Origin of the sequence: Metabacillus sp. Hm71 (assembly GCF_051842955.2) — a bacterium.
GTDB lineage: Bacteria > Bacillota > Bacilli > Bacillales > Bacillaceae > Metabacillus.
Genome location: NZ_CM200278.1, coordinates 1,183,953 through 1,206,388, shown reverse-complemented (window position 1 = coordinate 1,206,388; position 22,436 = coordinate 1,183,953). Strand labels below are relative to the sequence as shown.

At 37.0% G+C, this 22,436-nt stretch carries 22 protein-coding genes and 1 other annotated feature; of the genes, 5 read left to right on the top strand and 17 right to left on the bottom strand.

Translation table 11 applies throughout. From position 1 onward, the window contains the following. Nucleotides 1–63 precede the first annotated feature (63 nt). Entirely contained in the window at nucleotides 64–1,575 is a 1,512-nt protein-coding gene (gene cls / locus ACSVDH_RS06025; RefSeq protein ID WP_439248850.1) for a cardiolipin synthase, read from the bottom strand. A 263-nt stretch (nucleotides 1,576–1,838) separates the two neighbouring features. Beyond that, nucleotides 1,839–2,510, bottom strand: a complete 672-nt coding sequence (mecA, locus tag ACSVDH_RS06020; RefSeq protein ID WP_439248849.1) for an adaptor protein MecA — start codon at nucleotides 2,508–2,510, stop codon at nucleotides 1,839–1,841. Between the two features lie 346 nt (nucleotides 2,511–2,856). Here mecA and ACSVDH_RS06015 point away from each other — a divergent pair, with 346 nt between their 5' ends. After that, the gene (locus tag ACSVDH_RS06015; RefSeq protein ID WP_439248848.1) at nucleotides 2,857–3,531 is read left to right on the top strand and encodes a TerC family protein; all 675 of its coding nucleotides are present in this window, start codon (nucleotides 2,857–2,859) and stop codon (nucleotides 3,529–3,531) included. Nucleotides 3,532–3,640: 109 nt separating this feature from the next. Here the strand turns inward: ACSVDH_RS06015 and spxA are convergent, their stop codons facing one another. From spxA to ACSVDH_RS05980, 7 genes are all read right to left on the bottom strand, one after another. Then, nucleotides 3,641–4,036, bottom strand: a complete 396-nt coding sequence (gene spxA / locus ACSVDH_RS06010) for a transcriptional regulator SpxA (protein WP_299092578.1) — start codon at nucleotides 4,034–4,036, stop codon at nucleotides 3,641–3,643. Between the two features lie 264 nt (nucleotides 4,037–4,300). Next, nucleotides 4,301–4,879 (bottom strand): GNAT family N-acetyltransferase, encoded by a 579-nt coding sequence (locus ACSVDH_RS06005; RefSeq protein ID WP_439248847.1) that lies wholly within the window; start codon nucleotides 4,877–4,879, stop codon nucleotides 4,301–4,303. A 1,233-nt stretch (nucleotides 4,880–6,112) separates the two neighbouring features. Then, nucleotides 6,113–7,051 carry an oligopeptide ABC transporter ATP-binding protein OppF gene (gene oppF / locus ACSVDH_RS06000; protein ID WP_299092580.1) on the bottom strand — a complete coding sequence of 313 codons (939 nt, stop codon included), beginning with the start codon at nucleotides 7,049–7,051 and terminating at the stop codon, nucleotides 6,113–6,115. A gap of 1 nt (nucleotide 7,052) precedes the next feature. Further along, entirely contained in the window at nucleotides 7,053–8,096 is a 1,044-nt protein-coding gene (locus ACSVDH_RS05995) for an ABC transporter ATP-binding protein (RefSeq protein ID WP_439248846.1), read from the bottom strand. 20 nt (nucleotides 8,097–8,116) lie between these two features. Continuing rightward, complete coding sequence (opp3C, locus tag ACSVDH_RS05990) at nucleotides 8,117–9,139, bottom strand: oligopeptide ABC transporter permease (RefSeq protein ID WP_299092583.1); 1,023 nt, start codon at nucleotides 9,137–9,139, stop codon at nucleotides 8,117–8,119. Further along, the gene (gene opp3b / locus ACSVDH_RS05985) at nucleotides 9,139–10,068 is read right to left on the bottom strand and encodes an oligopeptide ABC transporter permease (RefSeq protein WP_299833900.1); all 930 of its coding nucleotides are present in this window, start codon (nucleotides 10,066–10,068) and stop codon (nucleotides 9,139–9,141) included. Before opp3b ends, opp3C begins: the two co-directional genes overlap by 1 nt. 133 nt (nucleotides 10,069–10,201) lie before the next feature. Then, the gene (locus tag ACSVDH_RS05980; protein ID WP_439248845.1) at nucleotides 10,202–11,896 is read right to left on the bottom strand and encodes a peptide ABC transporter substrate-binding protein; all 1,695 of its coding nucleotides are present in this window, start codon (nucleotides 11,894–11,896) and stop codon (nucleotides 10,202–10,204) included. A 393-nt stretch (nucleotides 11,897–12,289) separates the two neighbouring features. On the opposite strand from ACSVDH_RS05980, the gene ACSVDH_RS05975 reads away from it, so the two are divergent. Together ACSVDH_RS05975 and trpS are read left to right on the top strand one after the other, a co-directional pair. Beyond that, the gene (locus ACSVDH_RS05975; protein ID WP_439248844.1) at nucleotides 12,290–12,649 is read left to right on the top strand and encodes a DUF3899 domain-containing protein; all 360 of its coding nucleotides are present in this window, start codon (nucleotides 12,290–12,292) and stop codon (nucleotides 12,647–12,649) included. A gap of 60 nt (nucleotides 12,650–12,709) precedes the next feature. Beyond that, nucleotides 12,710–12,916: a binding site (T-box leader), on the top strand. Nucleotides 12,917–13,181: 265 nt separating this feature from the next. Continuing rightward, nucleotides 13,182–14,165 (top strand): tryptophan--tRNA ligase, encoded by a 984-nt coding sequence (trpS, locus tag ACSVDH_RS05970; protein ID WP_439248843.1) that lies wholly within the window; start codon nucleotides 13,182–13,184, stop codon nucleotides 14,163–14,165. A gap of 280 nt (nucleotides 14,166–14,445) precedes the next feature. Here trpS and ACSVDH_RS05965 read toward each other — a convergent pair whose 3' ends face one another. The 4 genes from ACSVDH_RS05965 to ACSVDH_RS05950 form a co-directional block, all read right to left on the bottom strand. After that, nucleotides 14,446–15,201 carry a YjbA family protein gene (locus ACSVDH_RS05965; RefSeq protein WP_439248842.1) on the bottom strand — a complete coding sequence of 252 codons (756 nt, stop codon included), beginning with the start codon at nucleotides 15,199–15,201 and terminating at the stop codon, nucleotides 14,446–14,448. 155 nt (nucleotides 15,202–15,356) lie between these two features. After that, nucleotides 15,357–16,130 carry a DUF2268 domain-containing putative Zn-dependent protease gene (locus tag ACSVDH_RS05960; protein WP_439248841.1) on the bottom strand — a complete coding sequence of 258 codons (774 nt, stop codon included), beginning with the start codon at nucleotides 16,128–16,130 and terminating at the stop codon, nucleotides 15,357–15,359. Nucleotides 16,131–16,255: 125 nt separating this feature from the next. Then, nucleotides 16,256–17,497: a beta-ketoacyl-ACP synthase II gene (gene fabF / locus ACSVDH_RS05955; protein ID WP_439248840.1), complete on the bottom strand. Its 1,242-nt coding sequence runs from the start codon at nucleotides 17,495–17,497 to the stop codon at nucleotides 16,256–16,258. 145 nt (nucleotides 17,498–17,642) lie between these two features. Continuing rightward, nucleotides 17,643–18,575, bottom strand: a complete 933-nt coding sequence (locus ACSVDH_RS05950; RefSeq protein ID WP_439248839.1) for a beta-ketoacyl-ACP synthase III — start codon at nucleotides 18,573–18,575, stop codon at nucleotides 17,643–17,645. A gap of 209 nt (nucleotides 18,576–18,784) precedes the next feature. Here ACSVDH_RS05950 and ACSVDH_RS05945 point away from each other — a divergent pair, with 209 nt between their 5' ends. After that, complete coding sequence (locus ACSVDH_RS05945) at nucleotides 18,785–19,114, top strand: hypothetical protein (protein WP_439248838.1); 330 nt, start codon at nucleotides 18,785–18,787, stop codon at nucleotides 19,112–19,114. A 132-nt stretch (nucleotides 19,115–19,246) separates the two neighbouring features. On the opposite strand, the gene ACSVDH_RS05940 is transcribed toward ACSVDH_RS05945, so the two are convergent. From ACSVDH_RS05940 to ACSVDH_RS05930, 3 genes are all read right to left on the bottom strand, one after another. After that, entirely contained in the window at nucleotides 19,247–19,429 is a 183-nt protein-coding gene (locus ACSVDH_RS05940; protein ID WP_299092648.1) for a ComZ family protein, read from the bottom strand. Between the two features lie 309 nt (nucleotides 19,430–19,738). Beyond that, entirely contained in the window at nucleotides 19,739–20,533 is a 795-nt protein-coding gene (locus tag ACSVDH_RS05935) for a hypothetical protein (protein WP_439248837.1), read from the bottom strand. A 211-nt stretch (nucleotides 20,534–20,744) separates the two neighbouring features. After that, entirely contained in the window at nucleotides 20,745–21,479 is a 735-nt protein-coding gene (locus ACSVDH_RS05930) for an alpha/beta fold hydrolase (protein WP_439249144.1), read from the bottom strand. Between the two features lie 252 nt (nucleotides 21,480–21,731). Between ACSVDH_RS05930 and ACSVDH_RS05925 the strand changes: the two genes are divergently transcribed. Continuing rightward, entirely contained in the window at nucleotides 21,732–21,920 is a 189-nt protein-coding gene (locus ACSVDH_RS05925) for a YjzD family protein (protein WP_299092650.1), read from the top strand. A 208-nt stretch (nucleotides 21,921–22,128) separates the two neighbouring features. On the opposite strand, the gene ACSVDH_RS05920 is transcribed toward ACSVDH_RS05925, so the two are convergent. Further along, a complete protein-coding gene (locus tag ACSVDH_RS05920; protein ID WP_439248836.1) occupies nucleotides 22,129–22,308 on the bottom strand; it encodes a YjzC family protein in 180 nt (59 codons plus the stop codon). Nucleotides 22,309–22,436: the final 128 nt, after the last annotated feature.

Below are 22,436 nucleotides of genomic sequence, written 5' to 3'. Positions count from 1 at the left end.
CATCAAATTGCAGAAAATGCATTTTCTTCTTAAAAAAGGGGTAAAATTAGGAATTGTCCCCATTTATAGCAATGGGGATAAAAGTCTTGCTGTTGATTCGAAGAGCTTTTTATAAAAGGCACGTTTTGCGTATTCCTCCAAGATGATTTCCCTTGATTGCTCTATATCCTTTATAAATTCATCAACTAGCTTTTGAGTGCTTGCCGTCCGATATAAAAAGGCGTTCACCTCAAAATTCAAATGAAAGCTTCGCATATCCATATTGGATGTTCCAATTGATGCAAGCTCATAATCCACAATGATAATTTTGCTATGCATGAACCCTTTTGTATATTCATAAACCTTAGCCCCTGCATCAAGAAGCTCAGGAAAATACGACCTGGACGCATAATAAACAATTTTTTTATCAGGACGATACGGTACAAGCAGTCTGACATCAATTCCGCTGAGTGCGGCAACTTTTAATGCGGAAAGAATATCTTCATCAGGTACAAAATAGGGAGAAGCAATCCAAATTGATTTTTTTGCAGAAATAATCATCGAAAAAAATAGATTTTTGATCACATCCCATTTATTATCCGGCCCTCCTGCAATCAACTGAACACCACCTGTTTGCTCCGGCTTATCTAATACGTTCGTTAAATATGTAGGAGATGACAGCTTTTTATTCGTCATGTAATACCAATCCTGTAAAAAGATCATTTGCAGTGTTCGAACAGCTTCCCCTTTAAGTAAAAGATGTGTATCACGCCAATAACCAAAATGGCTGTTCTTTCCTAAGTACTCATCTCCCACATTTAAGCCGCCTACAAAGCCGACTGTCCCGTCAATGACGATGATTTTCCGATGATTACGAAAGTTAATTTTATTATTCAATAGAGGAATGCGAACAGGTAAAAACGGAATCATTTCAACACCTGATTTATTCAAATCTCTGATATAATTTTTAGACAATTTCCAACAGCCAACAGCATCATAGAGGAAGCGTACCTCCACCCCCTCATTCACTTTTTCAATCAAAACTTCCTTTAGTTTTTGGCCGACTTGGTCATGCCTGACAATATAATATTCAAGATGGATATGATGCTTCGCCTTTTTTAATTCTCGAAAAATATGCTCAAATGTTTCAATTCCATCAGTTAGTGCTTTTGTTTTCGTTCCAAATGAAATGGGACTATGTCCTAATCGATGTGCCAGCTTAAATAACAATTGCTGATGCTCACCCATATGCTTCATCTTATCTTGATACGAGGATCGATTACCTTCAATTTCTAAAAAGGCTTTTTCATCAGTTAATGCTTTCCTTGCAAATAACCGTCTTTTCTTAACATTTCTCCCAAAAAACAAATAAAAAAAGAAGCCAACTAATGGAAATGCCCCTAAAACAACCAGCCATGTTAGAGTATAGGAAGGATGACGATTTTCCAGAAAAATGACAATGCAAATAAAAATAACTGACAAAGTAAAGAGGACACTTACTGTACCAACAACCCGCTCTCCCCAAAGGTTTTTAGTAAGTATGATGACGGAAGCAATCACTGCAATAAATAGCAGTAAACGAAATTTATTTTTCATGGTTTCACCCTGCTTTTTTTCTTATTCTTACTTCCTTTATTTTGATGAAACGAACAAACGGCATTTAGTATGTAATTGTGTCGTTTTTATTATCTATAGTTTTTATTTATTGCTTTATATCTATTCAGTATTAAAGTAAGACTTCAATCAAGTTAGATGTAATACTTAACAAATAGTATGTGTCATGACCTTGGGAGAAATAATGAAAAATCTTTGGTATCCCTATAAAAAAAAGCCGATTTCAAATTGAAATCGACTTTTGCTTATGAAAAATACTGCTTTATAACCTTTAGTGCATGGTCTTTTGCAATTTCTTTACCGTATTCTTCGAGGCGGTGAATCGTCACTTTTGACTCTTGTCCATATTCGAGTATGATACTCAACGTAGTCTCGATTTCCTCATCAAGAGCTTCATCATCAAACTCAATAAATAAATAATAATTTTGGTCAAGTGAATATAAATGATTCGTCATTCCAGCTGGCAGCGAATATTTAGACAAAGAAATAAGATTTTCCAGATCATTAAATTTAAAGACAAATTGCAGCTGGTGCTCGAAATCATCTGATTGACCATTGTCTGAATCATCCGATTTATTAAAGTGATGTTCTAATAACGATTCGATATTTTCATCAACAGGCAGCTCTTTTAACTTATCATCTGAAATGGGAAGTTCAAGCTTTTGCCCGTCCTTTGACACTTGTGCCTTCGTTACAATGACCTCCAAGCCTTTATCAAGCGCCTGTACTTGAATCCAAAGAGGGCCTTCAACCATAAAGTCCTCTTCCTCATGAACCTCATCCATCATTTCCCAGAAAAGCTCTTCACTGCGATCGCGATTGTACCAAATTTCATCACGGTCAAAACCACGCTCTTCTATATCTAAATACGAAATATAAAACTTAACGGTATTTTCGTTAATACGTTCGATTTCCATTAACTAAAACCTTCCCTTCTATATGAGATGTTGAAGGGACAACCCCCTTCTAGGGCAGTTGTACTTTACTACACTTTACCCAAAATACGCTTAATTTAATCGCGGATAAAGAGAAAGTATGTTGGCATAACCTTAACAAATTAAAGGAAATACCACACTTTATTCAAAACCTTCAATGGTGTAAGAATCTTGTACTCCTATTTTATGATAAAACGCTCTTAAAGGAAATAAAAAAACTCCGAATTTACAAAAACAGTTATTTTACCTATATTGATTTGTACTCATATTTTTTCATTATGTTCATATACATGTACGAGCAGTCAATAACCTGAAAGAGGGTTTACGCATGGAACAGGATTTTCTTTTATCTTTATTAGCGATCATTGGAATTGACCTTGTACTTGGCGCAGATAATGCCGTTGTAATTGCCATGGCATGTCGTAATCTACCCGTTCATCAGCGAAATAAAGCGATTATATTAGGGACTATGTTTGCTATAGTCTTCCGAATCTTTATTACATTAATTGCTGTTTATTTATTAGAAATCCCTTTCTTACAGCTTGTTGGCGGTATTTTCCTCTTGTATATTGCCTTCCATTTAATTACTGGAAAAGAGGATCATACAAATAACATCAAAAGTCATCACTCGCTTTGGAAAGCTATTCAAACAATTGTTATTGCTGATTTATTAATGGGATTTGACAATGTTATTGCGGTTGCTGGGGCTGCCCAAGGGCATATGATGCTTGTAGCGATTGGTTTACTAATCTCTATACCTATCATTATATGGGGTAGCAAAATGGTGCTTACGCTGTTGACTAAGTACCCGATGCTCATTTATGTTGGCGGAGGTTTGCTTGCACTTACAGCGGGAAAGATGATGGCACAAGAAGATCAACTAGATTCCCTTTACATGTCACATCCACTATTGGCACATAGCTTACCTTATTTAACAACAGCCTTTATCCTTTTGGGCGGTATGCTTTACCAACAATTGTTCCGTGATCAAAAAAGCGAATAAATGAAAAAAGAGGCAAATCTACTGAATAAACTAAGTTAACCTGATATCGCCATTATATCATGCTGAGGTTAAGTTTACATTCGTTAGATAGTGCCTCTTATTGGTATAATTAATTTACTAAGCGCTGTGCTTCTTTAAGCTGAAATGTTCGAACTCGACGTGGTAGAAAACGGCGAATTTCATCTTCGTTGTAACCCACTTGAAGTCTCTTTTCATCAATAATAATCGGACGTCGCAATAGACCAGGATTTTCTTGAATAAGATTGTACAAGTCTTGCAGCGGCATTGACTCTAAATTGATATTTAATTTTTGGAAAATCTTCGAACGAGTTGAAATAATTTCATCTGTACCGTCCTCAGTCATTCTTAAAATTTCTTTAATTTCTTGAATCGTTAAAGGCTCAGAGAAAATATTTCGTTCAATATATGCTATATCATGTTCTTCCAACCAAGCTTTTGCCTTTCTGCATGAAGTACAACTTGGTGATGTATATAATGTTACCATTCATCCTTCACTCCTCTAATTATAGAATGAGTTACATCAACTAAAAAGTGTATAGAAATTGAAATTACTTTAAATAAGAAATTATATTTTGATTATACTATAAAAAAGTAAGTATGCATATAGAAATTAAATTAAAAGTGTGACAAAACCATTACATTCATTAATAATCCTTAAAAATACTGGGTTTGTGAAGGAGTGGTTTTTTTAAAAAATTTGAATTAGAAAATGAACTTCACTTCATTTCAATCCAAATCCCATTCTCAATTAACTTAACTCATCGAAAATGTTCTTGTTTTTCCCTTCCCCATCTAAGGTCAACACCTCGGCTGCAGGCTGATATGACTCCCCATAAAGCTCCTTATCCTTATATGTATGAATCATCTTATATGTTTTAATCATGGCGTCATATATATCTTTTTCTGACTCATTTTGTGGAGCCCAATAAAGAATTTCCATTTTGTTCACTTCATTTGTCGCTAAAGAACGTCGCTCATAGCCTATTGAATCAGCGTGCTTAAAACCTTCTCTTTGATAAAACTTTAATCTTTTCTCTGTATCAGAGTCTTCATAATTAACAGGTTCTACCTCAAGAATGATTGGCTTCCCTTTTTTCTTCAGCTTTTCCAGCAGCTTATGTCCAAGTCCTTCGCCACGGGCATCCTTTGAAACAAAAATGTAATCGATAAAAATAAAATCATCAAGCTCGGCATACATCATCACATGGTTCTTGCCCTCATCCTTATGATAAATATCAGCTCTCTCTTTAAGCAAAGCTTCCATATGCTCTTTTGATTTCATTTCTTCAATGGGAAAATACTGATTTAACTTCTCATACCAGTTCATAAATCGACTCCCTTATCTTTAATAAATTCTCCCATGTTTAGATATACCCTTCTTTTTTTTGGAATAAACATGGAAATATTTTACCTTCGTGGTTCTTTGATGGAGAGAAGCTTATAGCTTGAACTTGGGGGTGAAATGATTTAGTAGCTAGGACTTTGATTTAGCTGATCTTTTTGAGGTTCATTTGATAAATTGGGATTTTCGCGGATATTTCGAGATTCCGCCGATTTATTCGATTTTGCGCCGATATTTCTGAGATTCCGCCGATATATTCAATTTTTCGCTGATATTTCTGAGATTCCGCTGATATATTCGATTTTTCGCCGATATTTCTGGGATTCCGCTGATATATTCGATTTTCCGTTGATATTTCTGGGATTCCCCTGATATATTCGATTTTTCGCCGATATTTCTGGGATTCTGCCGATATATTCGATTTTTCGCCGATATTTCTGAGATTACGCCGATTTATTCGATTTTTCGCCGATATTTCTGAGATTACGCCGATATTTTCGATTTTCCGCCGATATTTCTGAGATTCCGCCGATATTTTCGATTTTCCGCCGATATTTCTGAGATTCCGCTGATGTATTCGATTTTGTACCGATATTTCTGGGATTCCGCTGATATTTTCGATTTTTTCGATGATATTTCTGAGATTCCGCCGATATTTTCGATTTTTCGCCGATATTTCTGGGATTCCGCTGATATTTTCGATTTTTCGCCGATATTTCTGAGATTCCGCCGATATTTTCGATTTTCCGCCGATATTTCTGAGATTCCGCCGATATTTTCGATTTTTCGCCGATATTTCTGGGATTCCGCTGATATTTTCGATTTTTCGCCGATATTTCTGGGATTTCGCTGATATATTCGATTTTTTCGATGATATTTCTGAGATTCCGCCGATATTTTCGATTTTTCGCCGATATTTCTGGGATTCCGCTGATATTTTCGATTTTTCGCCGATATTTCTGGGATTCCGCTGATATATTCGATTTTTCGCCGATATTTCTGAGATTCCGCCGATATATTCGATTTTTCGCCGATATTTCTGAGATTCCGCCGATATTTTCGATTTTCCGCCGATATGTTAAAATTTCCGCTGATATAGTTGAAACTTTTATAGGAATTGACTACCTGCTCTTAGAATATTCCACTAGCTAATTGTATTGAACCACTCAAATTAATATAAAAAGCTGCCTTTTTCTAATAAGGCAGCCTTTTCAATCATTATGAATATTGCTTTTTATATTGTTCAAATTCCGCTTGGGAGCACATGACAAAGTGACCTGGTTTGATTTCACGGAATTCTACTTTGTCTTCTGGTTTATAATTGTGTTGGCTTGGATTATAGGACTTTCTTACACGGGTGCGTTCGTAATCTGGATCCGGTAGTGGAATCGCAGATAATAATGATTGTGTATATGGGTGAATTGGATTGCTGTAAAGCTCATCCGCATCTGCAAGCTCAACTAATTTTCCGAAATACATAACACCGATACGATCGCTTATATATTTAACCATGGAGAGGTCATGGGCAATGAATAAATAGGTTAGCCCTTTTTCCTTTTGAAGCTTTTTCATCAGGTTAACCACCTGTGCCTGAATCGAAACATCCAGTGCAGAAATCGGTTCATCGGCAATGATAAATTCAGGTTCTACTGCTAGAGCACGGGCAATCCCGATACGCTGACGTTGTCCGCCGCTAAATTCATGCGGGTAACGGTTAGCATGCTCTTTATTTAATCCAACTGTTTCAAGCAATTCAATGACACGCTTCATCCGATCTGCTTTCGATTTAGCCAAACCGTGAATATCGATTCCCTCGGCAATAATATCTGAAACCTTCATTCTCGGATTCAAAGAGGCTTGCGGATCTTGGAAAATCATCTGCATTTTACGGTTAAATTCTTTAAGCTGTGCTTTTGATTTCTTTCCGTGAACATTGACTCCGTTATATAAAACCTCACCATCGGTCGCATCATATAAACGAATGATCGTTCTTCCAGTTGTCGATTTTCCGCATCCTGATTCGCCAACCAAGCCTAATGTTTCACCTTTAAAAATATCAAAGGAAACATTATCAACCGCTTTTACCTCATTTGGCTTTCCCACATTAAAATATTGCTTTAAATTTTTTATTTCAACTAATTTTTCCTGTTTCGCCATCTTATTTTCCCTCCTTTATCTGAGGGAATTGACGCTGACGCCGTTTTACTGCAGCAGGCGGTTCAACCTTTGGCGCATCCGGATGAAGCAGCCATGTTGCAGCATAATGTGTATCAGAAACCTTAAACATTGGCGGCTGCTGTTCCAGATCAATTTTCATCGCATATTCATTACGAGGTGCAAACGCATCTCCCTTTGGCGGATCTAATAGATCTGGCGGCGTACCAGGTATGGCGTATAGCTCTTCGTCTTCGCTGTCAAGACTTGGCATTGAACTAATTAAGCCCCATGTATATGGATGCTGCGGGTTATAGAAAATCTCGTCTACCGTACCAATTTCAATAATCTTCCCGCCGTACATAACAGCAACGCGGTCTGCTACATTTGCTACAACACCAAGATCATGCGTAATAAAAATAATTGACGTATCAATTTTCTTCTGCAAATCCTTCATAAGCTCCAAAATTTGCGCTTGGATCGTTACATCTAAAGCTGTTGTTGGCTCATCGGCAATTAACACCTTTGGATTACATGCAAGAGCGATCGCAATTACCACCCTTTGTCTCATCCCGCCCGAAAATTGGTGAGGGTATTGGTTAAAGCGCTGTTCAGGCTGAGGAATCCCAACGAGTCGAAGCAAATCAATCGCACGCTCTTTCGCAGCAGCCTTGCTCAATTTTTGATGTTTTACAATCGGCTCAATAATTTGTTTTCCCACTTTCATCGTCGGGTTTAACGATGTCATTGGATCCTGAAAAATCATCGATATGTCTTTACCGCGAATTTTTTGCATCTCTTTGCCGGATAATTTCGCTAAATCTTTTCCTTGAAAAAGGATTTGACCATTCTTAATTTCAGAATTTGATTCAGGTAGTAGACGCATAATCGCTTTCGTTGTGACAGATTTCCCTGAACCTGATTCCCCAACGATTGCTAGAGTCTCTCCTTTTAACAAATCAAAATTAACACCACGAATTGCCTGCACTTCTCCTGAAAACGTATGGAATGAAATGTGCAAGTCTTTTACTTCTAACATTTTTTCCATTTATCCTTCACCTGCCTTTTCTAGTCACGCATTTTCGGATCTAATGCGTCGCGTAGTCCATCTGCAATCATATTAAAACAGATCATAATTAAACTGATAATAATTGCGGGTATAATCATTTGATATGGGTAAAGTTGAAGAACCTTAAATCCATCATCAATCAAGGTACCCAGTGATGCTAGTGGTGCCTGTAAACCAAGACCAATAAAGCTTAAAAATGCTTCAAAGAAAATTGCATTCGGGATTGTAAACATAGTATTGATTATAATAACACCTGCCAGGTTTGGAAGCAGATGTTTCCAAATGATTTTACCATTTGAAAGTCCAAGCGTTCTTGCAGCCAGCACATATTCCTGCTGCTTTAATTTCATAACCTGGGCACGAACGACCCTCGCCATACCAACCCAGCCAGTGATTGTCAAGGCAATGGTAATGGATAAAATACCCGGGTCTAATAAAATAATCATTAAAATTACAACCACCAGGTTAGGAATTCCTACCAAAATTTCGATGATACGTTGCATCACATTATCTGTTTTACCGCCAACAAAACCGGAAATAGCTCCGTATAAGACACCAATAACCATGTCAATTACAGCAGCTAAAACAGCAATATATAAAGAAACTTGAGTCCCTTTCCATACACGTGTAAATAAATCGCGTCCTAAGCTGTCAGTACCCAGCCAATAATACTCATCGACTTCCTTTTGCTCATACGCATTATAGACATCCCCGTTCTTTTTTTCCAAATTACCATCAAACGGCAGCCAGCTTATATTCTCTAAAACTGGAATTCTTGGGGGAAGGTTATTATGCTTTAAATTTTGCTCATCATAACCATGTCCAGTTAGATGGGGACCTACTAGAGCCATAATTGTTAGGATGGCTAATATCACTAAACTAATGATGGCACCTTTGTTTTTTCTTACACGAAGCCAGGCGTCCTGCCAGTAGTTTAAACTTGGTTTTGAGATCTTTTCACTTTTACTTGAATCTAACTGCGCGGGTGAAAACATATCTTTTGAAATTTTTTCTTGTGCCATTATTTTTTCCCTCCCGCTAAACGAATCCGCGGATCAATGATTCCATATAGTAGATCGACAATTAAAATAACAACGACGAACAAGACTGAAAATAAGATGGTTGTCCCCATTATAACCGGGTAATCATTTACAGTAATAGATTTAACAAATTGCTCGCCAAGACCCGGAATACCGAAGATTTTTTCGATAACTAATGAACCAGTCATTAAACTAACAACTAATGGTCCTAAAACGGTAATTACCGGGATTAATGCATTTCGAAGCGCGTGCTTAAAAGCAATTTCAAACCAGCTTGCTCCTTTTGCCTTTGCAAGGGTAATGTAATCTGATTCTAAAACCTCGATCATTTCCGTTCTCACAAACCTTGCTGCTGTTGCAAGCGGGAACATTGCTAATGCAATTGTTGGCATAACGGAATATTCCGGACCACGCCAAAACGCGACTGGGAACCACCCTAATTTAACTCCGATATAATATTGCAGTAGTCCCGCAAAAACAAAGGATGGGATTGACTTTCCTAATACAGCAAGAAACGTTGAACTATAATCCACCCATGTATTTTGGCGCAACGCTGACGTTACTCCAAGAATAATGCCAAAAAATGTTCCGAATAAGATAGCTTGAAATCCAAGTACAGCCGATGGTCCAATGCTATCCATGAGAATTTCTGTCACACCAACGTTATCAAATTGAAAGGAAACACCTAAATCCCCTTTCAGCAAATTAACCATATAGTTCATATATTGAACAGGAACTGGTTCATCCAGACCATACTTATCTTTCATGATGGTAAGTTGTGTTTCAGATAATTTACCAGCATTCGTAAAAGGTGTACCAGGGATTATTTTCATGAGGAAAAAAGTAAACGTGGCAATTAAAAATAGAGTTATTATCATGTAAATAATACGTTGAGTAATATATTTCGCCATATGAGTGCACCCCCTAAAGAATTTTGAATTTTCAACAATGTTCGACAATTTCCCAACAAGGGAAAAGAGAGTATATTGACAAAAATATACTCTCTTTCTTACTTATTAAGACATTGTCATACCTTGTTGCTTTTTATTTAACTGAAGTCCATTTAAAGCTATATTCAGGTCCTACTAAATGATAAGTAAAGTTTTCAACTTTCTCATTTACTAATACGTTAGATGAACGTTGATAAAGAGGTGCAATCGCAGCATCTTCTTCAAGCAAGATTTTTTCTGCTTGAGCAAGAGCTTCGTAGTACTCAACTGGAGTTTGAGCTAAAGTTGTTTGCGCATCTTTTATTAACTTATCATATTGTGCGTTGGAGTAATCCATCTTATTGTTTCCTCCGCCTGTTAACCATAAATCTGAGAACGTCATAGGATCTAGATAATCAGGTCCCCAACCAGCTAATTGAATATCATAATCTTGAGAATTTTCACGATCTAAACGTACGCTGAATGGAACGCTTTCGACTTTAAGTTTTAAACCAGGAAGATTTGTTTCTAATTGGTTTTTAATGTATTCAGCTGTTTTCTTAGCATTTTCAGTGTCATCGCCTAAGTATCTAACTTCAACTGTATCAGTACCTAAAGCAGCTAATCCTTTTTCCCAAGAAGCTTTTGCTGCTTCTAAATCATATGGAAGCAATTCATTACCATTAATCTCACGGAAATCCTTTCCAGTTTCAGGATTCTTCGCGAATTCTTGCGGTACTGCATAGTTTGCAACAATTGAACCATTGTTTAATACGCTTTTTACATAATCCTCTTTGTTAATTGCTTGTGCAATCGCCTTACGAATATCAGGATTTTTTAGTGCTTCATTTTCTTTTTGGTTAAATTTCAACCAGAAAATTGTAGGCTCTAACCATGTAACTAAACGATCGTCACCTTCATATTGAGGTACGATATCTGATGAAAGTTTGCCAGTAACGTCAGCTTCACCAGTTTCAAATGCATTTGCAGAAGATTGCGAATCTTTTAGTACGTTCCATTGCACTTTTTCTAGCTTAACTGTTTCAGCATCCCAGTAATCTTCATTTTTGGAATATGTCCATTCTGAAGCTGTGCTTCCGCCCCAATCAGATAATACGAATGGACCATTATATACTAAGTTTTCAGCTGTTTTCCCGTAGTTTTCACCTTGTTCTTCAACAAACTTTTGGTTTTGCGGATAGAACGTTGGGAATGCCATTAACGATGTAAAATATGGAATTGGTCTTTCTAATGTAACTTCAAGTGTTTTATCATCGATTGCTTTAACACCTAAAGTATTAAGATCGTATTCTTTTTTCGCTGCACCTGCTGCAGAAATTTCAGCAGCCCCTTTAATCTTTCCATCCATCATATATGGACCATAAGGAGATGCATTTTTAGGATCGATGGCACGCTGCCATGCATAAACAAAATCTTGTGCAGTTACAGGGTCACCATTTGACCATTTCGCATCTCTTAATTTAAATGTGTAAACTGTTCCGTCTTCACTTACTTCAGGTTCACCTTCAGCCAAACCTGGAACAACTTCTTGTTTTGGATCAAGACGGTATAAACCTTCCATTACATTATTTAAAGTAGTGAAACTAACAGTATCCTGAGCCATTACGCTATCCATTGAAGGAATAGCTTGTGATTCTAAAGCTGTTATTTCTTGTACTGCCTCTTTTTTGCCTTCATCTCCGCCAGTATCTGTCTCTTGACCAGCATCTCCTCCGCCATAACATGCCGCTAGGAACATGCTAAGAACGAGTGATAAAGCTAAAAGTAGAAAATATTTCGACTTTTTCACTAATAGACCTCCCTTTTATTTATGTACTAGTTGTACTTACAACGAATATTATACAAGTATTCAAACAATTATGCATTTATTTTTTTAATAAAATTTACACAAATGCAATAATATTAAGAATTCGAGACAAAAAAATAGTTCAAATTTACTATATTACTTTTGTAACCCTTTCCCATTTTCACAACAAAACGCTTTAACGCGTTGACTTGTAAAGGGTTACAGAATCTAACACTATTCTACTTAATAAACTATTAACATTTGACATAATTAATAGAGATTTTTGTGAATTTCCACTCAAAGTGTATTACCAGAATAACTTTATACCTCTTTTTAACCACTCCTTTCTTTTGATATAATAGTTCTTATTGAATAATTGGAAGAGGATGGTTAAATTTGCTCCCAAAAACGTTTACGCTTTTTATTTTGTCTTTATGTGCAACAATTTTACTATCATTTCTCATTTACCATAAATTAACCTTGTTGTATTTCATTAATATTTCCTTTTTTATTGCAGGTTCATTTTTATTCCTTGCCCTCCTGACGATGACGGTTAAAGGCGGATTCTTCGACGGGATTACCTATGGATTCCGGAGGACGTTTGTTTCAAAAGGCAAGGAATTATCAAAAGATGAGATTCAAGAAATGACGCCGGTTTCTGAAATGATTACCTTTCATTATTCACCATTTCTAAGAAACGGCCTCCTCATGTTAGCTGTCATGCTCATAGCTCTCTTTATTTACTACAATCGTTAGCCCATTTTTCTTGAAATCATTTGCAAAAAATGGCTTCGTTCCTTATAATAAGTAAAAAAATAGTTGGCTATGACAAAGATTAGTACATACAACAATCATTTAAAGAGAGCCTGTGGCTGCTGGGAACAGGTAATGAAGTGTATGGAATGGACTTTTGAGCTTCTGTGCAGAAACTTTAGTACGTACAGACGTAATCTTGCGTTAAAGATCTAAGTGATTTCTACTAAAGAAATAAGTAGGGTGGCACCGCGGTCCATCGTCCCTATCAAATGGGTACGAGTGGGCTTTTTTTATTTTAAAGCGGAAGCGCCTTGCTCAGCCTCGGGCAATAAGACGCTCATGAATAGAAGGTGTTCTTTACCTTCAATTCATGAGTGGCTAGACCCTAGAGAGGCTAGGCGCTCATGAATAGAAGGTGTTCTTTACCTTCAATTCATGAGTGGCTAGACCCTAGAGAGGCTAGGCGCTGGAGCTGGACACTAAAACTAAGTCCAATGATAAGTCATAACAATTAAAACAAGGAGGAAAAATGATGAAAACCATTTTCTCAGGTATTCAACCAAGCGGATCTGTAACACTAGGTAATTATATTGGCGCATTAAAGCAGTTTGTCGATTTACAGGATGAATATAATTGTTACTTCTGTATTGTTGACCAGCATGCCATCACTGTTGCACAAGATCCTGCGGCACTAAGAAGAAACATAAGAAGTCTCGCATCACTTTATCTTGCTGTTGGAATTGATCCAGAAAAAGCTACTCTGTTTATTCAATCAGAGGTTCCGGCACATGCCCAAGCAGGATGGATGCTGCAATGCGTCTCCTATATCGGTGAGCTTGAGCGCATGACACAATTTAAAGATAAATCTCATGGAAAAGAAGCTGTTTCAGCAGGTCTGCTCACCTATCCGCCTTTAATGGCTGCTGATATTCTTCTTTATAATACTGATTTGGTGCCAGTTGGAGAGGATCAAAAGCAGCATTTAGAATTAACACGTGATTTGGCTGAACGTTTTAACAAAAAGTATAATGACATCCTTACGATCCCTGAAGTACGTATTCCAAAGGTTGGAGCCCGCATCATGTCACTTGCAGATCCAACTAAGAAAATGAGCAAATCAGATCCTAACCAAAAAGCATTTATTACATTATTAGATGAACCAAAGCAAATCGAGAAAAAGATCAAAAGTGCTGTAACAGACTCAGATGGTATTGTTAAATATGACAAAGAAAACAAGCCAGGGGTTTCAAATCTCTTATCCATTTACTCGATTTTAACTAATGAACCGATCGACCAAATTGAAGCAAGATATGAAGGAAAGGGCTATGGAGATTTCAAACGTGATGTAGCAGAGGTTGTCATTAATACATTAGCACCTATTCAGAAGAAATATAAGCATTTGATGGAATCAAAAGAATTAGATGAAATTTTAGACAAAGGTGCAGAAAAGGCCAACGCTGTTGCAAGTAAAACTCTTAGAAAGATGGAGAAAGCAATGGGGCTTGGCCGTAAATAAGAAAAGCGCAAGGCGCTTAGCATTTGGCGACAAGCATAAGGCGAATAGGAATAGAAGGTGTTCTTTATCTTCAATTCCTATTTGACTAGACCCAAGAGGCAGTTAAAAACTACGGCGGCCTTATCTCTTAACTGCACTTGCACGTCCTGTGCTTCGCCGATGGCGCCTGGAGCTAGACACCTAAACTAGGTATAAATTAAAATTCAAAAACGATGCGCTCTAAATGCTTATCGAACATTTAGATCACATCGTTTTTTGATTTTTCCTATGCTTGTCCAAGCTAGTTTACCTTTGACTCTTGCTCCATATCCCAGAGCTTTTCAAAGAATGGTTGTCCTTTAATTAAGTTCTCACATAGTTGAGCATGTTTAGGTGACCATCCGTGCAATGTTTCCTCATAAAGCCTTTGCCACACTTCATGAAATTCTCTTTGTTGAATGTCGTGATACATGGTTGGATTCCATTCTGTGTACCAGTACTTAACCTCAGCAGCATTTTTCGTTGCTTGTAATTGGTCAAGTGCCATAAATAATAGCTGTTTTAATTGACGCTCTTTTCTTGTCAACCCACGTACATGCTCTGGTGCTAATGATAAAATATGATATTCTTTTTCCTCTGATCCATTTTGAATGAATTCAGTCGAATACTCTTCTGGCTCAACATCCTTTACCATTTCAAAGACAAGCTGCTCTTGCCGCGGAATGATCCGGCTTTTACGAATTGGCATCGTGTAGCCGATCGTATCAACAGCTAAAATTCCAATACCATCTGTAACAACAAAACAGTAGTCTAATTGAATTCTTTCATGGTTTTTACGAATATAAGCCTTTTGAAAAATATCTTTTAATAGACCAGGCGGTAACTCCGATAAGTTATTTTCTATGTAGTCAAAAAGTAAGGAATTAACCTTTAAAAGGGGGACCTGATCAAGGAGTTCAACACTATCATCCTTTCTCCATTCATGGAAATGACAGACATTGTACCCGTTCTCTTCACCTTCAAACCAATTTACCCAAACATCATGAAGAAATAACATTTAAAATCCCTCACTTCAGTACCATTTGTCAAACAGTATTGGCAATAAAAAGAGAATTTATTCCAATCTATACAGAATATACATAGATTTATTTCCCAAAAACTTGTCTTTAGTCATCACTATGTTTGAAGGTGGAAGGATATGAATAAAAATGGTTAGTTTCTCTTTATTATTTCTTCAGCTGGTGTACCTAGCAGATCGATCGTTTTTTTTCCGGTTTGGTTCATATAGTTTTTCACAATGTAATAGCCAACTGCATAACCCAGCATGTTTGGATACAGTCCTGTGCCATACATTAATTGGGAATAGTTACGACTTTCAATCGATACATCCCTTTGCGGATAAATAATTCTTTCAAAAAAACGTTCACATTGGGCATCAGTATAAAAGGTAGTCCATGCAGCAACATGATGATCACCCATTTTTTCTCGAACAGCATTTTCCGCCAAGCCCTCCAAAATAACGGTATCGATGATGGTAAAATCTTGTTCTTTCTTGCTTACAGAGCTTATGCGGCAAACATGATGATATTCATGAATCAAAACAGACTTAATATTACTTTTTACTATATTTAGTGATAAAAACAAAAACAATTTATCGTGAAAAGCCAAACCTGCTCTTCCTTTATATTCTGTTTCGATTTTTCGATTATTCATGTCACTTGGAAAGATAAAAATCGGTATGTTTGGACCATTCCATTCCTCTTTTAGCTTTTGCTCTTCTTCTTTCACAAATTCATAGATGCTTTCCTTTTCCATTTTTTCAAGCCATTCATCTAGTTTGCCGATTCTTTTATACATGCCAAACGAATTCAAATGCTTAGTGATCTCACCTGTTTTTAAATGCGGGAAATAAGCCTTTAATTTTCTGCAGATGTCAAGCTGATCAGGTGTTTCCTTTAACCATTTTTTTGTGTCAATAACGCTCATTTTTAACACCCCTTCCTTACCTAGCTTATGAAAAGCTTTGAAGAGGTGTTCTTTTAGAAAATGTAAAAAAGAAACTGTCTTAAATAGGTAAACCCCACCTGAGACAGTCTCTATCATTGCTTCATTTAGTTTTCATATTTTTTAAAGATAATCGTAGCGTTATGTCCGCCAAAGCCTAAAGAGTTACTAAGGGCAGCTTTGACCTCTAGCTTTCTAGCTTCGTTCGGAACATAGTCAAGGTCACATTCCGGATCAGGTGTTTGATAGTTAATCGTTGGAGGAATAATGCCTTCTTTAATAGCTAAAATACTTAGTATAGCTTCTACTCCACCTGCAGCGCCTAATAAATGACCTGTCATTGATTTTGTTGAGCTAATTGCTAGCTTATAAGCATGATCTCCAAAAACCTCTTTAATCGCCAATGTTTCGAATTTATCATTGTAAGGAGTACTTGTACCATGGGCATTGATGTAGTCAATATCTGTGATCGCAAGTCCGCTGCCTTCAACCGCTTGTTTCATTGCTCTTGCCCCGCCCTCGCCATTAGGAGCCGGTGCAGTAATATGATAGGCATCACCTGTTGCACCGTAGCCAACGATTTCAGCATAAATTTTTGCACCGCGAGCTAGTGCATGTTCTAATTCTTCAAGTACGATGATACCTGCACCTTCACCCATGACAAAACCGTCCCGATCCTTATCAAATGGTCTGCTTGCTGTATTTGGATCAGGATTTGTTGATAAAGCCTTATTTGCTGTAAAGCCTGCAAAAGACATCTCTGTCAGAGGAGCCTCTGCACCGCCTGTTACCATAACATCAGCTTCTCCTCGCTCAATGACTCGAAACGCATCACCGATTGAGTTTGTCCCTGTTGCACAAGCTGTCACTGTACATGAGTTAAACCCTCTTGCCCCTAAAGCAATTGAAACTTGACCTGTAGCCATGTCAGGGATAAGCATTGGAACGAAAAATGGGCTGACACGACGCGGACCTTTTTCGAGTAGCGTTCTGTATTGCTGTTCGAATGTTTCCATTCCGCCGATACCTGAACCAATCCATACTCCAACACGCGGAGCATTTTCATCCGTAATTTCTAAATCCGCATCTTTCACAGCCATCAACGAAGCAGCAACCGCATATTGTGTAAAACGGTCCATTTTTCTTGCATCTTTTTTATCCATAAACTGTTCGACATCAAAATCTTTTAACTCTGCAGCTACTTTAGCTGGATAATCATCTGGGTTTACACGAGTAATTGGTCCAATTCCTGAAACACCCTTTATCGCATTTTCCCAAGTAGTTTGTACATCATTTCCAATTGGAGTAACCGCTCCTAAACCCGTTACGACAACTCGTTTCTTTTCCATGATGATTGCACCTCACCTTTTTTGATCGTTTTAGACTTTACCACTGTTGCTAAAAGCCTAATCGTAATCAGTTTTTATTTATGATTGACGTATTGTAATTGCTCTTTAGTATAAACATAAAAGAATCTTCTTAAAAAGTTATTTCTTAACGCCCCCAACGCAGGGCAATGGCCCCCCAGGTTAAACCGCCGCCGAAACCAACCATAACGATAACATCGCCATCCTTGATTTTGCCTGCTTCTACTTCCTCCACTAACGAAATAGGAATCGAAGCTGCAGATGTGTTTCCATATTTATGCACCGTTTTTGACATTTTTTCAACTGGAAGCTCAAGACGTTCTCTTGCCGCTTCCATGATGCGAATATTTGCTTGATGTGGAATGAGGAAATCAACATCTTCTTTACTTAGACCGGCTTTTTCAAGAACATTTACACTTGATTCACCCATTTGTCTAACAGCAAATTTAAATACTTCTCTGCCATTCATAATAATGTATTCATCTTGGTATAGATGCTTAGCTCCTGTCCCATCTGCACCAAGCTCAAAGGATAAAATGCCCTTGCCTTCACTAACCGGCCCAATAACGGCAGCACCAGCCCCATCGCCAAATAACACAGCAGTATTACGGTCTTCCCAATCCGTGATTTTTGAAAGCTTTTCAACACCTACTACTAATACATGCTTATAAGCACCTGTTTCGATAAACTGCTTGGCTGTAATGACACCATACATAAAACCGGCACAGGCAGCACTAATATCCATTGCAGCCGCTTTTTTAGCCCCTAATCTTTCTTGAAGCATACATGCAACAGTTGGAAAAGGTTGATCAGGGGTTACCGTTGCAACAAGGATTAAATCTAAGTCCTCAGCGGCAATCCCAGCATTTTCGAGAGCCTTTTCAGCAGCCAATAATCCCATATCCGATGTATTCATAGAATCATCAGCAATCCTGCGTTCTTCAATTCCTGTTCTTGTTCGAATCCATTCATCAGAAGTATCCACCATTTTTTCTAAATCGGCATTTGTTAGAACCTTTTCTGGTGTGTAACGTCCGATGCCTATAAATCCAGCGTTCATATATGCAACCCCTTTTTATAAAGTTAGGTATAGTTTCTTTTAATTTTCAAGACTTTATCATCAATTATTATGACTTGGTACTAATTTTATCTTATTGGCCTTTCTTTTTCAATCATAATGTTTTAGGACAACCGACTAGAACAAGTACAGTACTTAGTCATAATTTAATAGTAAATGAAAGATATTTCATCTTAATGGGGGTGATATCGATGGATCAAGGTGATCAATTTGAGGAAAAGAATGCCCATGAGGCAGAAATTGAATTTGAAGAGGTTGAAAAAACTGAAAAAGTTGAAGAAATGTCAGAAGCCGACCGTTTTAATGCCTTTTTATTCGGGTCAAGAGCTATAAATGGCAGACAGAGACGAAACCCTTCACAACAATCTTCCCACAAGAACTTGAATCAAACAGATGAGGTCAACTATTTTACTCTATTTGAACAATTAGATGATATTATGACATCAATTAATAATCTAAAACCAATGCTTGAGGAGATTACTCCAGTCATTAACTTTATTAAAACCAAAATAAAAAAATAATAGCGCCTTCTAGACTCAGAAAATTAAAAAACATTCCAGATTTGAAGGTGTTCTTTGCCTTCTGCTCAGGAATGTTGGGAAGGGGCTGTTTTAAAACAAAGGAACAGATCCTTTTTAAGCAGCCCCCATTATTTATTGTGCGTCTTTCTTTCCTAATTCGTATGCTTCTCCCATTACTTTCGTAAATAATTCCATCATCGGTTGAATTGTTTCCATTGACAATTCAATGCCCGATCCTTCAAGCTTTTGCTTCGCTTCAGGTAAGTATTTCATTGCGATTTGCATAAATTCCATCGCTTTAGGATGTTGTTCCATTATTCTCACTCCAGCTATTTTTTTATCATTTCTATCTTATAATGACTAATTGAAATTGTATAGACTGATTGCAATTGATTTAGAAAGTATCTCGTTTCAGTTTGTATTTTTTAGAAGACCTTTATACCCTTTTGTTCCCTAGACTTAATCATCAATCCTTTCAGGAACGAGCATGCCTAGATTCCTTAATAATGTGGGTTGTCCACAACAAAAAGCGAAAATAGTAAAAGAAAGATAAGTCCAAGCTTTTTGGGCATGCCCCCCTCTTTCATTACTATCTCGTCGTTAGATTACACAAGTATTATTTGACTAAGGACTAAGAATATTACGGTATTTTTTAATAAATTCCAACTGTGCTTTTAAGCCCTCCTCTAAGCTTGTTATTTCTTTAATCAGATAGGTTTCAGAACCTTTATTATGTCGCTTGCTGGCATTAAGTTGGATTTCCATAGAAGCTAGCGATACCTTCTCTTGTTTCATTTCACTTTGTAAAACATAATCTTTTCCTTGAACACTGACTTCTAATAACTCCCATATTGTATTAACGGCATCTTCAATGAAAAGAATCGGTTCATTAATATGCAATACAGCTTCACGTTGGTCTTTCATTAAAAATTGATGAATTTCTTCTGTTATTGGTTGATATGGTCCAAATAAAACAGGAAGACGAAACGTCGTGCAGCTCTCTAAATGACTTGAAACATATTGCTCACAAAACTCCATATGCTCTTTTCGTAATCCATCCTGACCATTATTATCAGAGGTAATAAAAACATATGGAATCTTTAATTTTTTTGCTAAATTCACCGAAATGGCTAGTTGCTTACGATCTTTAGCGATCAATGGTGCTTCAATTCCGTCATCACAGCAATGGATGATCATGTCAGCCGAATTTTCTTCCTCAGATGCTTCATATCCTTCCACCTTTCGAAATAAAGCGTTTCTTCCGATCATCATAAACCGCTCATTTAATAGATGTTTATTTATAGGATTGGTTGGGGATGAATAAATCCCTTTTACCTCTATTCCTTCATTAATCAACCGTTCACAAATGGCAAAGCCAACATATGAGTGTGTTCCAAAAACAATAACGTGGTTTAACATTCCGTTCCTCCTAAATAGAAAGATATTGTATCGTATGCATTGCCTGATAAAATTAGTCCGTTTAGAAAAACTCGACTTGTACCAAATCCTAATGGAGAAAACCTAAAATTTTTATGCTTTCTGGTGTAGAAAAAAGAACACGCCAACTTTGAAGGAGCTATTCTCCAGTTGGCGTGTTTAAACGAGCAGTAAAACTGTAAGTCGCACTTTATTACAAAACCCTCTCATTCTCTTTATAAAATTTTATGATGGATTGGTTGATTCGGTAAGGATTTTCTCCTAAATGATAAATAAGTCGAATTGGGCTGCCACTTTTTTTTCGTATTTCTTCATATTTTTTGCAATGATCTTTTGGTGAATAAGTCGCGAGATTCATTCTTTGCCAAATCCGAACTGGTTGATTAGACGTACTATCATACATCGATGGCAGATGTACTGATTTAATCTTTTTTTCGTCTATTTCATAAGCGACAGAAATTTCCCTCATTAAACGCTTATAAAAAAACTTATGCTCTTTTTCCTTTTCGAGATGGGCTTGGAGGTCAAGGCAAGGATTCATCATCGCGACAGAGCGGATCTTATCAGGCATAGTTTCCATTAATTGCAATGCTGTTAATCCACCCATACCTTCTGTTAGTACATGAATACGCTGATTTAATATTTCCTTTTTCATGATTAAATGGTAAAGCTGCTTTGCCATTGTCACAGCACGAGGGCTACCCCAATTACTACCATATAAATTTGAATGAAATAATGTGTACCCTTCGTTCATTAGCTCTTTAATTAGCTGGTTTCTTCCGTAATGTTGATGCCAAAAGCTTGAGTTTTCATCTACAAAGTCTGAACGGTCACCAATTATTAAAATTCCAAACCCATTCGGTCTTGTTGGTAAATGAACAACATTCCATTCTGTTTCAATTTGAAAAAAGCGCTCCGTAATTGTCATCACTTGCCCACCACCTTTCTCATTTGCAAATTTTGAATGCGGAAAAGAGGTTGTGAAAACATCATATTCCTTTACATTCTATATAATGTATGTATACCGATTTAAAAAGAATGGGACGTTATCACTATTATCAAAAATATAGACGAATATCACATTGAATAGTTTATGAACGTTTTAAAAGGTGCTTTTACTATTGATTAAATCTGTGATAAGATAGAATCAGAATTCGTCTGGAAATAGAGGTGAATAGCAGTGCGTTTCTTTTGGACATTTTTCTGGGGGTTTTTATTAATACATATGGCATCATATGTTGTTAATTCAATGACAGGCGGTCATTATGATTTCATGACTTCAACCATTCTTTCTGTTATTGCAATCGTTGTCATCTTTATTATTGCGGAAGTCATCCCTAACGAGCCAGCAGCAAATGATCATCATTAAATGATTGTTCGACTTCACAATCAAAAAACCCTACATCGTTGTAGGGTTTTTTCAATTAATGAAAAATAAAGTAAGTAAATAGTATGGTTTTTATACTTAGTTTTGGTGTTAGCTCCGAAGCACAGGACGTGCAAGTGCAGTCAATGTGACAGGACGTCACGTTTTTGACTGCCAGCGCCTAGCGACTAATGAACTTCCGCTTTTCGTATTAAGGTTTTCTTTTATATGTCCATTGGCGGTTATGGTTTGCCGTTTCAGGGAAACGATCTCCCGCTTTTAATTTGATTTGAGCAGGATTTTTCACATTGTCCCCTGTTTCACCTATTTCTACATAAGTCCCATTATTAGGTGCCTTCTGACCTGAGCGAAAACGATGCTGTTGGCCCATTCTATCCCCCTCCTCTCTTGTTTGTGTATAGTATCTCCTGACTCATATATTTCATGAGCACCCATTAGGGAACTACTTATTTCCTGTTCTGTAGAAAATTGGTTTTTCTGTTATAACAAAAAAAGAAG

What these genes read in the sequence shown, in the direction of transcription:
- cls (WP_439248850.1), bottom strand. Translation starts at nt 1,575, where the DNA reads ATGAAAAATAAATTTCGTTTACTGCTATTTATTGCAGTGATTGCTTCC.
- mecA (WP_439248849.1), bottom strand. Translation starts at nt 2,510, where the DNA reads ATGGAAATCGAACGTATTAACGAAAATACCGTTAAGTTTTATATTTCG.
- ACSVDH_RS06015 (WP_439248848.1), top strand. Translation starts at nt 2,857, where the DNA reads ATGGAACAGGATTTTCTTTTATCTTTATTAGCGATCATTGGAATTGAC.
- spxA (WP_299092578.1), bottom strand. Translation starts at nt 4,036, where the DNA reads ATGGTAACATTATATACATCACCAAGTTGTACTTCATGCAGAAAGGCA.
- ACSVDH_RS06005 (WP_439248847.1), bottom strand. Translation starts at nt 4,879, where the DNA reads ATGAACTGGTATGAGAAGTTAAATCAGTATTTTCCCATTGAAGAAATG.
- oppF (WP_299092580.1), bottom strand. Translation starts at nt 7,051, where the DNA reads ATGGCGAAACAGGAAAAATTAGTTGAAATAAAAAATTTAAAGCAATAT.
- ACSVDH_RS05995 (WP_439248846.1), bottom strand. Translation starts at nt 8,096, where the DNA reads ATGGAAAAAATGTTAGAAGTAAAAGACTTGCACATTTCATTCCATACG.
- opp3C (WP_299092583.1), bottom strand. Translation starts at nt 9,139, where the DNA reads ATGGCACAAGAAAAAATTTCAAAAGATATGTTTTCACCCGCGCAGTTA.
- opp3b (WP_299833900.1), bottom strand. Translation starts at nt 10,068, where the DNA reads ATGGCGAAATATATTACTCAACGTATTATTTACATGATAATAACTCTA.
- trpS (WP_439248843.1), top strand. Translation starts at nt 13,182, where the DNA reads ATGAAAACCATTTTCTCAGGTATTCAACCAAGCGGATCTGTAACACTA.
- ACSVDH_RS05965 (WP_439248842.1), bottom strand. Translation starts at nt 15,201, where the DNA reads ATGTTATTTCTTCATGATGTTTGGGTAAATTGGTTTGAAGGTGAAGAG.
- ACSVDH_RS05960 (WP_439248841.1), bottom strand. Translation starts at nt 16,130, where the DNA reads ATGAGCGTTATTGACACAAAAAAATGGTTAAAGGAAACACCTGATCAG.
- fabF (WP_439248840.1), bottom strand. Translation starts at nt 17,497, where the DNA reads ATGGAAAAGAAACGAGTTGTCGTAACGGGTTTAGGAGCGGTTACTCCA.
- ACSVDH_RS05950 (WP_439248839.1), bottom strand. Translation starts at nt 18,575, where the DNA reads ATGAACGCTGGATTTATAGGCATCGGACGTTACACACCAGAAAAGGTT.
- ACSVDH_RS05945 (WP_439248838.1), top strand. Translation starts at nt 18,785, where the DNA reads ATGGATCAAGGTGATCAATTTGAGGAAAAGAATGCCCATGAGGCAGAA.
- ACSVDH_RS05940 (WP_299092648.1), bottom strand. Translation starts at nt 19,429, where the DNA reads ATGGAACAACATCCTAAAGCGATGGAATTTATGCAAATCGCAATGAAA.
- ACSVDH_RS05935 (WP_439248837.1), bottom strand. Translation starts at nt 20,533, where the DNA reads ATGTTAAACCACGTTATTGTTTTTGGAACACACTCATATGTTGGCTTT.
- ACSVDH_RS05930 (WP_439249144.1), bottom strand. Translation starts at nt 21,479, where the DNA reads ATGACAATTACGGAGCGCTTTTTTCAAATTGAAACAGAATGGAATGTT.
- ACSVDH_RS05920 (WP_439248836.1), bottom strand. Translation starts at nt 22,308, where the DNA reads ATGGGCCAACAGCATCGTTTTCGCTCAGGTCAGAAGGCACCTAATAAT.